Annotated in this window: 14 protein-coding genes; 7 read left to right on the top strand and 7 right to left on the bottom strand. The window is 63.9% G+C overall.

Annotated elements, in window-relative coordinates:
* Positions 1 to 9: 9 nt before the first annotated feature.
* Positions 10 to 273, bottom strand: a complete 264-nt coding sequence (locus tag AX729_RS26320) for a hypothetical protein (protein WP_061027140.1) — start codon at positions 271 to 273, stop codon at positions 10 to 12.
* A gap of 299 nt (positions 274 to 572) precedes the next feature.
* Here AX729_RS26320 and AX729_RS26315 point away from each other — a divergent pair, with 299 nt between their 5' ends.
* The 3 genes from AX729_RS26315 (at position 573) to AX729_RS26305 (ending at position 2814) form a co-directional block, all read left to right on the top strand.
* Entirely contained in the window at positions 573 to 1019 is a 447-nt protein-coding gene (locus tag AX729_RS26315) for a hypothetical protein (RefSeq protein WP_061027138.1), read from the top strand.
* 91 nt (positions 1020 to 1110) lie between these two features.
* Positions 1111 to 2001, top strand: a complete 891-nt coding sequence (locus AX729_RS26310) for a DMT family transporter (RefSeq protein WP_061027136.1) — start codon at positions 1111 to 1113, stop codon at positions 1999 to 2001.
* Between the two features lie 66 nt (positions 2002 to 2067).
* Positions 2068 to 2814 carry a hypothetical protein gene (locus tag AX729_RS26305; RefSeq protein ID WP_061027172.1) on the top strand — a complete coding sequence of 249 codons (747 nt, stop codon included), beginning with the start codon at positions 2068 to 2070 and terminating at the stop codon, positions 2812 to 2814.
* A 54-nt stretch (positions 2815 to 2868) separates the two neighbouring features.
* On the opposite strand, the gene AX729_RS26300 is transcribed toward AX729_RS26305, so the two are convergent.
* From AX729_RS26300 to AX729_RS26290, 3 genes are all read right to left on the bottom strand, one after another.
* Positions 2869 to 3174, bottom strand: a complete 306-nt coding sequence (locus AX729_RS26300) for a hypothetical protein (RefSeq protein ID WP_061027135.1) — start codon at positions 3172 to 3174, stop codon at positions 2869 to 2871.
* A 66-nt stretch (positions 3175 to 3240) separates the two neighbouring features.
* Complete coding sequence (locus AX729_RS26295) at positions 3241 to 4680, bottom strand: cryptochrome/photolyase family protein (protein WP_082770540.1); 1440 nt, start codon at positions 4678 to 4680, stop codon at positions 3241 to 3243.
* A 116-nt stretch (positions 4681 to 4796) separates the two neighbouring features.
* Entirely contained in the window at positions 4797 to 5456 is a 660-nt protein-coding gene (locus tag AX729_RS26290) for a peroxiredoxin (protein ID WP_061027133.1), read from the bottom strand.
* Between the two features lie 393 nt (positions 5457 to 5849).
* Between AX729_RS26290 and AX729_RS26285 the strand changes: the two genes are divergently transcribed.
* Positions 5850 to 6422 carry a hypothetical protein gene (locus AX729_RS26285; protein WP_061027131.1) on the top strand — a complete coding sequence of 191 codons (573 nt, stop codon included), beginning with the start codon at positions 5850 to 5852 and terminating at the stop codon, positions 6420 to 6422.
* A 41-nt stretch (positions 6423 to 6463) separates the two neighbouring features.
* Here AX729_RS26285 and AX729_RS26280 read toward each other — a convergent pair whose 3' ends face one another.
* Both AX729_RS26280 and AX729_RS26275 read right to left on the bottom strand, forming a co-directional pair.
* Complete coding sequence (locus tag AX729_RS26280; protein WP_061027129.1) at positions 6464 to 8317, bottom strand: alkaline phosphatase family protein; 1854 nt, start codon at positions 8315 to 8317, stop codon at positions 6464 to 6466.
* Positions 8318 to 9377: 1060 nt separating this feature from the next.
* Entirely contained in the window at positions 9378 to 9662 is a 285-nt protein-coding gene (locus AX729_RS26275) for a hypothetical protein (RefSeq protein WP_061027127.1), read from the bottom strand.
* A 290-nt stretch (positions 9663 to 9952) separates the two neighbouring features.
* Here AX729_RS26275 and AX729_RS26270 point away from each other — a divergent pair, with 290 nt between their 5' ends.
* Positions 9953 to 10402: a hypothetical protein gene (locus tag AX729_RS26270; protein ID WP_061027125.1), complete on the top strand. Its 450-nt coding sequence runs from the start codon at positions 9953 to 9955 to the stop codon at positions 10400 to 10402.
* 62 nt (positions 10403 to 10464) lie between these two features.
* On the opposite strand, the gene AX729_RS26265 is transcribed toward AX729_RS26270, so the two are convergent.
* The gene (locus tag AX729_RS26265) at positions 10465 to 11307 is read right to left on the bottom strand and encodes a GNAT family N-acetyltransferase (protein ID WP_061027123.1); all 843 of its coding nucleotides are present in this window, start codon (positions 11305 to 11307) and stop codon (positions 10465 to 10467) included.
* Between the two features lie 115 nt (positions 11308 to 11422).
* On the opposite strand from AX729_RS26265, the gene AX729_RS26260 reads away from it, so the two are divergent.
* Both AX729_RS26260 and AX729_RS26255 read left to right on the top strand, forming a co-directional pair.
* Positions 11423 to 12127 (top strand): SDR family oxidoreductase, encoded by a 705-nt coding sequence (locus tag AX729_RS26260; protein WP_061027121.1) that lies wholly within the window; start codon positions 11423 to 11425, stop codon positions 12125 to 12127.
* An 83-nt stretch (positions 12128 to 12210) separates the two neighbouring features.
* Positions 12211 to 12597 carry an ArsR/SmtB family transcription factor gene (locus AX729_RS26255; RefSeq protein ID WP_061027119.1) on the top strand — a complete coding sequence of 129 codons (387 nt, stop codon included), beginning with the start codon at positions 12211 to 12213 and terminating at the stop codon, positions 12595 to 12597.
* Positions 12598 to 12599: the final 2 nt, after the last annotated feature.

Here is a 12599-nt window from a genome sequence, read left to right as displayed (position 1 = left end):
CGCGGCGCCTCAGTAGCAGGGGTGCCGCCGGCCGTCCTGGCCGATATAAGCGGCCGCGCTGCGGTAGCAGTGGTTGGTCGCGGGGCCATCGTAATAGGCGAAGGTGCCGGGGGTGATGCCGGGTCCGTAATTGTGCAGATAGCTGATCGGGTAGGGCAGCGGGTTGGCGTAGGCGCGGTGATACCGGTGATGTCCGCGCGCCTCCGCGAGGCCAGGGGCTAGAATTGCAGCCGTCAGGGCTGCAACCGCGGCTACAAGCGTCAACTTGCTCATCTCGATTCTCCGGAACCCGCTCGAATAGGTCAGCCACTTATAGCAATTTCGGCCGGCCCGGCATCGGTCCGGAGGCCCGAAATCACGCCCAATCCCGTGGATTTCCGGGCGGTGTGACAGAATTGCCGGACATGGGGTCAAAAGCTGCCCATTTTTGGCCTTTTCGGGATGCTTAACGAATTCCCCACACAAGTATGACCAAAGAGTATTCGCTTAAGAATCCTGCCGCCGTCCCCAGGGATCACTTGCAGGTCCTTCGAGGCCGGTGCATTCCTGAAGGCCATCGACGTCACCTCGCCATGCGCATCACGCTTCTCAGTCTGCTGTTGTTGTCCGTCGCCGCCGCCACGCCGGCGCGCGCCGAGCTTCACATCACCCGCGACCATGGCGGCTACGTCGAGGAATACAAGGCCAAGTACAAGCGCGTCCGCGAGAAAGGCGAGCGCGTCATCATCGACGGCATCTGCAACTCGGCCTGCACGCTCGTGCTCGGCATCGTGCCGATGAACAAGATCTGCGTCACGCCGCGCGCCAGCCTCGGTTTCCACCAGGCCTATTACGACAAGGCGTTCACCTTCGGCATCAAGGTCACCAGCGCCGAAGGTACCTCCGATCTCATGTCCTACTACCCCGACAAGGTGAAGGACTGGATTCGCCGCAATGGCGGGCTCACGACCGACATGAAGAAGATCAAGAACGGGGTCGAGCTCTGGAAGATCGTCGATCCCTGTCCGGAAGAATGGTGAGCGGCTGAGCTGCCAGCCGTCGCAGCGCAGCATCGCTCAACCGGAAATTCGCATTGCCGCATAAGCCCCTCATCAGGCATGAGGGGCGGCAATGAATCATAATCAAGAAGCCTTGGCTGCCCGTGCCGCGCCGGTCCTGTTCGTCCTGCTCTGGAGCACCGGCTTCATCGGCACCAAATACGTCGTGAACAACGCCGATCCCTTGACCTATCTCGCCATCCGCATGGCGATCGTGGTCGGGCTGATGGCGATCATCGTGGGGATCGCGCGGCCCAAATGGCCGGATCGCGCGGGCATCGCGCACAGTGCGGTCGCCGGCATCCTCGTCCACGGCTTCTATCTCGGCGGCACCGCGATCGCGATCGCGCATTCGATTCCTGCCGGCCTTTCCGCGTTGATTCCGGGCCTTCAGCCGATCCTGACCTCGACCATTGCCAATCGCTGGCTCGGCGAACGGGTGACGCCGGTGCAATGGGCCGGCCTCGTCCTCGGCCTCGGCGGGGTGGTGCTGATCCTGCACAACCGTCCCATGACGGGCGACGCCGGGCTCGGCTGGCTGGCCTCGGTGGTCTCGCTGATCAGCATCACGCTCGGCACGCTCTATCAGCGCCGCTACTGCAATCACATCGACTGGCGTGCCGGCAATCTCGTGCAATATGTCGCCGTCACGGTCTTCTTCGCGATCGGCGCCTTCCTGTTCGAGGACCGCGTGGTGCACTGGACGCGGGAATTCGTGCTCGCGCTCGCCTGGCTTGCCGTAGCCCTCTCGATCGGATCGATCGGGCTGTTGTACTGGCTGATCCGCAACGCCGCAGCGACCTCGGTCGCGAGCCTGTTCTATCTGGTGCCGGCCGTGACGGCGCTGATGGCCTATCTGCTGTTCGGAGAAAAGCTGGACGCAGTTGCCATTGCCGGCATGGCGCTCTGTGCCGCAGCGGTCTTCGTCGTCAATCAGCGTTCCTGGCAGCGTGCACAGCCCTGACGTGTGTCGGCCGTTTCGTGCTAGAGTGGAGCTTTCAACCCACTTTTTTTCAGCACGGTGATGTTCATGAAGAAGGCGAGGCGCGCACTGCTCGGCAGAACCTTGAGGCCGGTCCGGATTGCCTGCATCAACTACGCCGAGGAGATGATGAGCGAGCGGCTGATGCAGAAACTTACGGCCGCGCTTCAGAAATGCTACGACGAGCACTTCTTCCCCGTGTGGGGATACCCCGTCGATCTCGACGTGACCCGCAAGCCGAAACCGACGGATTGGCAGCTTGTCTATTTCGACGACGCCACCCACGAGAACTTCCTTGGGCGACATGAGCTGACGCATCGGGGGCAGCCGATCTCGAAGATATTCCTGAAGACACTCGGCGAGGACGATCCGGTCAGCCTCGCGGCGTCGCACGAGCTGTTCGAGATGGCGCTCGATCCCATGGCCAATTTGTGGGCCGAGAAGACCAGGCACACCCAATATGCTTACGAGGTCTGCGATGCGGTGGAGGAAGACGCGTTCGTCGTCGACGGTTTCCCGATGTCGAACTTCGTCTATCCGTCCTGGTTCGAGCCATTCGAACATCCCCGCGGCACGAAGTTCGACCACATGGGGTCGCTGAAGGCGCCGTTCTCGATGACCGCGGGCGGCTACGTGATCAAGAAAGTCAACGGAAGGCGGGTGATCAAGCAGTTCGGCTCACCCGAAAAGCGGCAGCGCTTCAAGGCCGAGGACCGGCGCGGTCATCGCAGTGAATTCCGCGATCCCAACGACAAGCACCACCCCGGCTGGCGTGCGGCCAGGCGGCAAGTGTAGGCTGCCGACGTCTCCGGGTGCGTCTGCACCCGGCGACGTCTCTAAGCATTGCGCTCAGCGCTTGGCCTTTTTGGCCTTCTTCTTCGACTTGGTGGCTTTCTTGGTGGCTTTCTTGGCGACCTTCTTCGTAGCCTTTTTCGCTTTTTTCTTGGACGACTTCTTTGCCGCTTTCTTCGGGGACTTCTTCGCAGCCTTCCCGGCTTTCTTCTTGGCAGCTTTCTTCGGCGCTACTTTCTTCGCGACCTTCTTGGCGGCTTTCTTCACCTGCTTGACGGCGGTGACAGCGGCGTCCTTGGTCGCTTCCACCGCATTGGTGATCGTGTCCATCGCCTGCTCGGTGATCGGCTTCTCGTCGTCCATGTCGTCCCCCATTGTTTGAACGGAGCGATGACGATAGCCGGTTTCGAAATTGTGTCAAAGCAACGCTCAACCTTTGCGGATCTTTGCGTACGCGGCGAGCGCGCGCTCGCGCCCCTTGGCATGATCGACGATCGGCTGCGGGTAGGTCTTGCCGATCGTGATGCCCGCACTCGCAAGCTCGATCGGCGTCGCCTGCCACGGCTGGTGGATCAGCTTCGCCGGCAAGTCTTTCAGCTCCGGCACCCAGCGCCGAACGTAGGTTCCATCCGGATCGAACTTCTCGCCCTGGAGTTGCGGATTGAACACGCGGAAATAGGGCGCGGCGTCGGCGCCGCAGCCGGCGACCCATTGCCAGTTGGCGGGATTGCTGCCGGCGTCCGCATCGACCAGCGTGTCCCAGAACCAGGCTTCCCCCTCGCGCCAGTCGACCAAGAGGTGCTTGACCAGGAAGGAGGCCACCACCATCCGGACGCGGTTGTGCATCACGCCTGTGTGCCAGAGCTCGCGCAGGCCGGCATCGACGATCGGATAGCCGGTGCGTCCGCGCTGCCAGGCGGCGAGCGCCTTGCGATCGCGCGTCCACGGGAAGCCATCGAAGTTCGTCTGCAGGTTTTCGCTGGCGAGGTTGGGGTGATCGTGGAGGAGGTGGCGGCAGAATTCGCGCCAGCCGAGCTCGCTCAGGAATTTCTCGACGCCGGGCCCGCGTGCGGGATCTTCGGCCGCCGCGAACCGGGCGGCGTGCCAGACTTGGCGCGGGCTGATCTCGCCGAACCTCAAATGTGGCGACAGCCGTGAGGTGCCGTCCCGGTCCGGACGGTCGCGGTCGCCGGCATAGGTCCGCACGGTGTGCCTGAGAAAGTCGCGAAGGCGCCCTCGTGCGGAGGCTTCGCCGGGAATCCATGCCTCGCGCAGGCCACCCGCCCAATCAGGCTTGGTCGGCTCGAGCTTCCAGCTCTCCAGCCGATCGCTGGCGATCCTTGGTGCAGGGCCCAGCGCCTTTGGCGCGAGCAGCGGCTTTGGGGGATCGCCGAGCGACAGCACGCGTCGCCAGAATGGTGTGAACACGCGCAGGCCCCGGCCGTCCTTGTTGCGGATCGCAGAGGGTGGGACGAGCAAATCGCCGGGAAAGATTTGCGAGTCCGTTCCGAGCTTTGCCAGCGCTAATTCGAGCGCCCGCTCGACCGACTGATGTGGCGCCTGGGCGATCCCGTTCCAGTAGACGGCGCGGGCGCCGGCCTCGCGCGCCACCTCGGGGACCACCCTGGCGGCCGGCCCCCTGCGCAGGACCAGCGATCCGCCGCGCTCGGCGATCTCGGCCCCGAGCGCCCGCAGCGACTGCGCCAGCCACCAGCGCGCCGCGCCACCCGGCGCCCGCGCGACTGCATCGTCGAGGACGTAAAGGCAGACCACTGGGGCGCCTGCCTTGGCGGCTTCGTGAAGAGCAGGATGGTCGGACAGGCGAAGGTCATCGCGAAACCAGACGATGACCGGCGGCGGGCTTGGCATGATCGGGCGTGTATCTCGCTGAGCTGATCCTCAGTATACGAGACACACGCGCAGAGTTTCGGCAGATCATCCCGAGGAATATGAGCCGCGGGACGACGCTCGCCCAATTGCCGAAGTCACTTCGGCTGCGGCACGATGCGCAGGTAGGGCTTCGGCTCCTTCCAGCCCTGCGGATAGATCGTCTTGGCCTCGTCGTTGGAGACCGAGCCGGCGATGATGACGTCGTCGCCCTGGGTCCAGTCGGCCGGCGTCGCGACGCGATGCTTGGCGGTGAGCTGGAGCGAGTCGATGACGCGCAGGATCTCCTGGAAGTTCCGCCCCGTGGTCATCGGATAGACCAGCACCAGCTTGATCTTCTTGTCCGGCCCGATGATGAAGACGTTGCGGACGGTCTGGTTGTCGGCCGGCGTACGGGTGAGGGGATCGCCCGAGGTCGAGGCCGGCAGCATGCCGTAGAGCTTGGAGACGTTGAAATCGGTGTCGCCGATCATCGGATAGTTCGGCGCGGCGCCTTGGGTCTCCTTGATGTCCTCCGACCATTTGGCATGGTTGTCGACGGGATCGACAGAAAGCCCCATCAGCTTGACGCCGCGCTTGTCGAATTCCGGCTTCAGCCTGGCGAGCGCACCGAGCTCGGTCGTGCAAACCGGCGTGAAGTCCTTGGGGTGCGAGAACAGCAGCGCCCAGCTGTTGCCGATCCAGTCGTGGAATTTGATCTTCCCTTCGGTGGTCTCGGCTTCGAAGTCAGGGGCGGTGGCGCCGATCGGAAGTGTCATGGTTCTACCTCATCGCATTGAATTTGCTTGTGAATCTGTCTCTGGCCCGTCTCTGCCAGTATACCGGCTTGGCGAGGCCATGTGAACGGCGACTGAACCGCTTGAAGTAAAATATGAATTCCTTCTCGGAAGAGCCGATCTGCTAGCACTTTTTTGTTACAGCCGCGCCTGCGACGAAACATCTCCACCGGGGCCGCACGGGCTCGATTGCCCCGATATTGCCTTTTATGACTTCCATCACGCTCGCCGAAAGCGTCGTGGAACCAAGTTGGTGCTTACAGCGACCAATTGGCAACCATCTCGAAAAGTCGCGATCCCCGTATCGAATCGTTAACCACCTCTTTACGCCGGCATGAAAATGCTGGCCGGTCAGAAGAAATCTGGAAGTGAACTATGTCTGCCGCTGCTCCCAAGTCTGTTGAGTCGCCGTCTCTGGAACCGTCCTGCCGCGATACTGCGGCTCACGCACTCTCCATCGTGCGCGACGGCGTGATCACGGGCGAGGGCCCGACCACCAAGGGGCGGGTTCACTTCTCCCGCTCGCTCGATGCCGATGACACCGCCTGGTGCATGCGCATCCTCACCGCCACTGCCGTCAACGAGCAGCCGGTCAGCCGCGCCGAGGCCGAAGTCCTGTTCGAGATCAACGAGGCCGCGACCGAGCGCACCGACGGCGGCCGGTTCGACGACCTGCTCGCCAAGGCGGTGGCCCATTATGCCGCCAGCGCCTCGGGCTTGAAGGTGCCGCCGCGCAGCGTGGCGCTTTCGGCCGACACCGAGATCGAAGGCTGGGCGCCGTCCTATGCCTCCAAGGTCAACAGCGAGATGCTGGAGTGGATTGCCGGCCAGATGCGCGGCAAGCGCCAGAGCAACCGTCGCCTGATGGCGATGGTGGCGACCTTCCTGGGCGCGACCGCACTGCCTCTGGCGGGCCAGCTGCCGAACGTCTTCGACATCGGCATGTAAGATTGACGCGCCTCTGATGAGGACGCGCTGAAGCGGCGGGGTCATTTCCCCGCCGTTTTTTGTTTGGCTCCGTCGGGCTCGAGCCCAAGCGTGCGGCCGGGGAAGCCGGCGGCGTCGAAATAGCGCTGGCTGCCGACGCGCTGGAAGTTCAGCACCGTCATCAGGCCGCCCTCGGCGGGCTTCGACTTCAGCGTGCCGACAAAAGCCTTCGGCACAATGCCGTTGGGCATGGCTTCCGACATCACGCGGCCGATCAGGCCGCCGTTCTGCGAGCCGCGCAGGCCCATCAGCCGGGCGGCCGTCATGCCGACGTCGGCATTGCTGACCGGAATCTCGTCGACGAAGCCGGCTTTGAAGTCCGGTCCGATCGCGGCCATGAAATTCATGGTGTCGCCGCGGCTGAAGCTGCCATGCATGCCCTGGCCCTGGCGCAGCACGGTATCGGCGACCTGCACCGAGCAGTTGGTCGGCGCCTCGCCGCAATCGCTGGCATAGGAGCGGAAGTTGACGACGATCGACGGCGTCGGCGTCGCCGCCTTGCCGCGCAGGTTGATGCTCGACAGCGGAAGCGTGCCGGGAAAGCGGCCGAGCGAGTCCTCGACGAACAGGCCGGAGACGTAATCCTGTTCGAGCAGTGCCTTGATCGTCTTCGCCGCTAGCTTCCTGTCCTTGTTCGGCAGATAGATCAGGTCGGAGCCGCCATTGGTGGCGACAACGAGATCGGGCTTCTCCGGATCCTTGCCGAGCACGCCGTTGCCCGCCCTGGGATGCTTGTTGCCTTCGACCTTCGCGTTCTTGTCGTTGGGGTCGAACAGCGGCAGGTCGAGCGCCTTCGCGAGGTCGAGCGCCAGGAATCCCATCGGCAGGAAATCCTTCGGCGTGTCGTCATAGCTGACCTTGGCCGAGGGACTGGTTTTGCTCTCCTTGGAGATGGTCGAGAAGCCGTGGTCTGCGGAGACAATGATGTTGGTCGAGGCCGTGAGCCCGAGCTCGTCGAGCGCCTTGCGGAGCTGGGCGAGGTTGGTGTCGGCGTTCTTGATGCCCGCCATCGAGGTCGGCCCGTTGATCCCGGGCATGATCTGGTTGAGGCTGTCGCCGGTATTGTGCTGGCTGCCATCAGGATCGCGCGACCAGAACACCAGCACGAACGGCTTGTTGCGCGCCTTGAACATCGGCAGCACCACCTTGGTGGCGACGTCGGCGAAATAGGCCTGCTGAGCGACGTTGGCAGACGTCGTGCCAGGTGTCTTGGCATCGCCCGCCTTGGAATTGTCGCCGCGCGGCGGCGTGGCGAGGGGCAGGCCGGCCTTGGTCAAGGCGTCCTTCACCTCGTCGGACAATGCGACACCGTTCTTGCCGCCGGTGGAATCGTCGAACACGATCGAATGCCGGCCGGGCTTTTCAGGCTTGTCGGTGTGGTCGAACTGGTAGGTCGGGCCAACCTTGCCGATCGCCGCGGTGCTCAGCCCCTTGTCGCGGGCCATCTTCAGGATGGTCTCTTCGTTGAGGTAGTCGCCCTTGAAATGCTCGTCGATGTCGCCGAGCACGGCGTCGTTCTCGATGAAGGGGACGACGGTGTTACCCGCAGGTGCGGAGGTGTAATTGGTCCAGATCGTGTTAGAGAATACGCCGGTGTCGCCAAGATAGTGGCCGGTCGACATCGCCGAGCCGTTGGCCATGGTGAAGGTCGGGAAGAGCGAATGCGGGTTCTTGAAGTTGACGCCCTTGTCCCGGATCTCGGCCATCGCCGGCGCGGTTTCCGGTGTGACCTTGAGCGCCCGCAGTCCGTCCGGAATGAACAGGATCAGGTTGTAGGGCGTATTGTTCTGGGCGGAGGCAAGTCCGGTGGACAGCGCTGTCAGTCCGGCGGACAGCAACACCAGTGAACGGCGCATAAGAGTCTCTCCTTGCGGTGAGGCGGCGTGGCCGCGACTCCCGAAGCTTCGTTTAGTTTCGCTGGATGACACTTTTGTTGCAAGGCCTGTTGCCGCTGCAGGGCTGGGGGAGGGGCGCTGTGGTCACTCTCGTTGCGCAGATCCGGGACACGAGATCGATGTTGGAATGCAACTGCCTCAATCGTCATTGCGAGCGAAGCGAAGCAATCCAGAGTCTCTCTGCGGGGAGACTCTGGATTGCTTCGTCGCTTCGCTCCTCGCAATGACGGGGGTCTGGGGTAACGACGTCTTTTTCGATTTGCATCTTTATTGAAGACACGCGAACGCATTCTCGCGGCTTGCCTCGCCCGAGCTTTGCATCGGTGCCTTGCCCCCAATGAAAAAGGGCGCAGGGAAAGCCGGGAGCCGGTTGGCTCCCATCGACCGCCATGCCAGACGCAAACTGCGTGCGCTTCGATGCACAGCGGGTAACAGGGCAACCGGAGACATCCCGGCCTTCCCTGCGCAGTGGTTGGAACGGCTTATGTCGTGCTCTCCCCGGGGAGCGATGCACTATTGCCCCCGTCGCCTTGCGGATGGTTGATGCGCGTATCCGGTTGGACAGCACACATCACCGCAAGACTTGGCGCACAGACCCCGGGCGCCAGGACCACACGATTTTGCCGTACGCCGATGCCACCGGTCGTGTGCGCGACGGCTTCGCTCACGGTTGCCCGCCCTGCGAAGCGCTTCGCGCCGATGCAATCAGCGTCCACCGCAGTCCGGCCCGCGTGTCGTGACGATCGCGATACGCCCCTCTTCCATGGGCCGGGTTGCGGCGACACATGCGCCGTTTCCGAATTTCGGTAAAGTGGAATATTTCTGCCGGCGCGTCTTGACCGACGCCTCGGGTGTTTTGCCCGACGGCAACACAAGGTCCGGTACGAGAAGGGGGCGTGGATCGTCACGCGGAGCGGCAACACATGGCAGCGGGAATCCGCAGGACATGCTCGACTGGCAGGACGGTTGACGCACGAAAGCCCGCCGCCCGTTACGGACGGCTGGCCTCTCGTCGGCAGCCTTACCAGCGATATCTGCCCGTCAACGTGCCGTTGTTGTTGCCGCCAGGGCCGACATCGCCCTGCGTCGAACTCGGCGTTGGATGGTTGGTGCCGTTGAGTGCGCCATAAGGCCCGGCAACGTCCGGATAGTATGCGCGCGGCTGAACCGGTTCATAGGCGGGCGCGGTGCGGTCGTCCCAACCCGCGTACGTTCCGTTCCAGCCGTAGCCCTGCGCGGAGGCGGCCGCGGTGCCGGCCACGAGCGATGCTGCAATCAGGCAGATGAGTTTCGACTTGTTCTGCATTGGAGATGCTCCTTCTTTTGTCTTTTGTCGGGAGCCAACGGTTGCAGTGCGGGAGCGTTCCGGAACCCATTCGCCGAAGGCGATCAAATCCGATCAACTGGATATGAGCCGTTGTCGCGGAACGGAACGGTTGGAAAGAGGGGACTTCCGGGCGTTCTGCCGCACCTATTTTTCCGGTTAATCCCGTGCCTTAACCAACAATTAATATTACGTTTGCGGGCGGGCGACAGCCCGGCCTAGCGTGCGGTGGGGAGCCGCTATTCGCGAAGCCAAACGAGTTGGTGCGTATCATGATGTCCAGATCATCTGGGGCGTTGTTCGCCTCGCTCAGCGCAGCCGCGCTGCTCCTCGCTGCCAGTGAAAGCCCTGCCAGACCCGCTGGCGCCGCAGCGCCCGGCGTCGTTTCTGTCGGCGCGCCGCCGGCAACGGCACGTCCGCCGATCGGTCCAGGCGCCCGGTTCCACCGCCGTGGCGCTCCGTGGGTCTATTGGCCGGGCGGCGGCGGATTCTTCTACGACGGCGCAGGCTACAGCCAGCCCTTCGTCGATGCCGGCCAGCAGCTCCCGAGCGACGTGCGTTTCACCTACACCTATGATGTTCCCTGGGACTGGACCCATCGCTATCCGCCCAACGTCGTGCCGTCGAACCGGCCCTATGTGCCGAGTTGTCCGACGGAGCAGGTAACGGTGCCCGGTCGCGGCGGCAGCGACCATACCGTCAACATCATGCGCTGCTACTGAGCGGCGCAATCGGCTCGTACGATCTGCTCGGAAAACCGCTTCACACTTTCTCGGAGCGCGCTCTAACCCAGCTCGTAGCTGGTCACGCCGAAGACGCGGTCGAGCCGCAGCTGCGGGATCGGCCCCGTGTACATTCGCGCCGTCTCGAACACCGGCTTGAGGCCGAACGAGACCGCGAGCGCAAGTGCCTCGCGATTGATGGCGGGGACATCGAGGAAAATTTCGCCGCCGCCCACGCTTTCGAACAGGGCCCGCGCGACCGCATCCGCGGCCCCGCGATCGTCGGCGACGAGCGGGCCGATCTTGTGTCCCGTGCGGCACGGACGGATCACGCCCCATGCGGCGAGCTTGCCGTTGCGGACGAGTGCGCGGCCGGTATGGCCTGACGTGTTGATCCAGGTGCGCAGGAAGGCACTGCGCCGGGCCGGGAAGACGGCGGCGTCATCGGCTTCAATAGCTGCAAACGGGATCTCTTGGAGGCCGATGACGTCGCCAGACGGCCTCGGTGGCGCGGTCACGACGCCGCCGTAGCGGACATTGGCGTAAGCGAGCTTGAAGCCGGACTTCTTGTAATTGTCCTGCTGCGCCACGACGCCGTCGAGCCCGATCACGCGCGCGCCCGCATGCGCGATCGCCGCGTTCCAGATGCGCAGGCCGTGGCCCGCGCCGCGAAAGCGCTCGCGCACGATGTAGAAGCCGAGGAAGGCGAAGCGGTCGTCGTAATTGACGCAGGAGACGGTCGCGACCGGCTCGCCGTCGATCTCGCCGACGAAGAAGCCTTGCGCGTCGGGGGTCGCGAAGCAGGCGGCGTCCGCCAGGCCCGGATTCCAGCCCTCGGCCGCGGCCCAGTCGATGGCGAGGGCGATCTCCTCGGGGCGCAAATTGCGGATCTGAAAATCACTCATCTCGCATTGCTCATCATGGACGTCCTCTGACCATGGACCTGCCGACAGGTCTGGCTGTAGAAGGCCTCATGATAGGCCGAGCCTGCAGCTCGCCTCAACACGGGGATGATCGGTCATGGCAGCAGAGAAGGTCGCGCTCGTTACCGCCGGCGGCAGCGGCATGGGAGCAGGGGCTGCGCGGCGGCTGGCAGCGGACGGGTTTCGCGTCGCGATCCTGTCGTCCTCCGGCAAGGGCGAGGCGCTCGCGGCCGAGCTCGGCGGGCTCGGCGTCACCGGCTCGAACCAGTCGAACGACGATCTGAAGCGCCTCGTCGACGCCGCGATGGCGAAGTGGGAACGGGTCGACGTGCTCGTCAACAGCGCCGGGCACGGACCGCGTGCGCCCATCACCGAGATCACCGACGAGCAGTGGCATACCGGCCTCGACACATATCTGCTGAACGTGATCCGTCCGACGCGGCTGGTGACGCCGCTGATGCAGGCGCAGAAGGGCGGCGTCATCATCAACATCTCGACGGCCTGGGCATTCGAGCCGAGCGCGATGTTCCCGACCTCGGCGGTGTTCCGCGCCGGCCTTGCTGCCTTCACCAAGATCTTCACAGACACCCATGCGGCGGACAACATTCGCATGAACAACGTCCTGCCGGGCTGGATCGACAGCCTGCCGCAGCTGGACGCGCGCCGCGACAGCGTGCCGATGAAGCGCTACGGCAAGGTCGAGGAGATCGCGGCGACGATTTCGTTCCTGGCTTCCGACGGGGCGGCCTACATCACCGGCCAGAACATCCGCGTCGATGGCGGGCTGACGCGCTCGGTCTGAGGCGGCGACCGCACCTCTAAAATTACTTAGCTTGTCGGCTAACAATTGTTGACGCCCGTCATCCAGCGTGTATAGTTAGCTTCATGGCTAACCAATCGTCCCGACTCGACCATGTTTTCGCAGCGCTCGCCGATCCCACACGGCGGGCGATCGTGATGCGGCTCTGCGCGGGCGAGGCGTCGGTCGGCGAGCTCGCCGATCCCTTCGACATGGCGCTGCCGAGCTTCATGAAACACATCCACGTGCTGGAGACGAGCGGGCTCGTTCTGTCGGAGAAAACCGGCCGCGTGCGCACCTGTCGTCTCAGCCCGGATGCGCTGCTCGGCGCGGAGGATTGGTTCCAGCAGCAGCGCGCGGTCTGGGAGGCGCGGCTCGACCGGTTCGAGGCCTACGTGATGAAGCTCAAGAAAGAGAAGGAGAGGGCGGGCGCCAGGCGGCCGTCCCGATCAACCAAACGGAAAGGTTCCTGACG

This window comes from Bradyrhizobium sp. CCH5-F6 (assembly GCF_001556045.1).
Lineage (GTDB): Bacteria > Pseudomonadota > Alphaproteobacteria > Rhizobiales > Xanthobacteraceae > Bradyrhizobium.
Note: the sequence above shows the minus strand (reverse complement) of the source record. Positions and strands in the feature narration are given on the sequence as shown.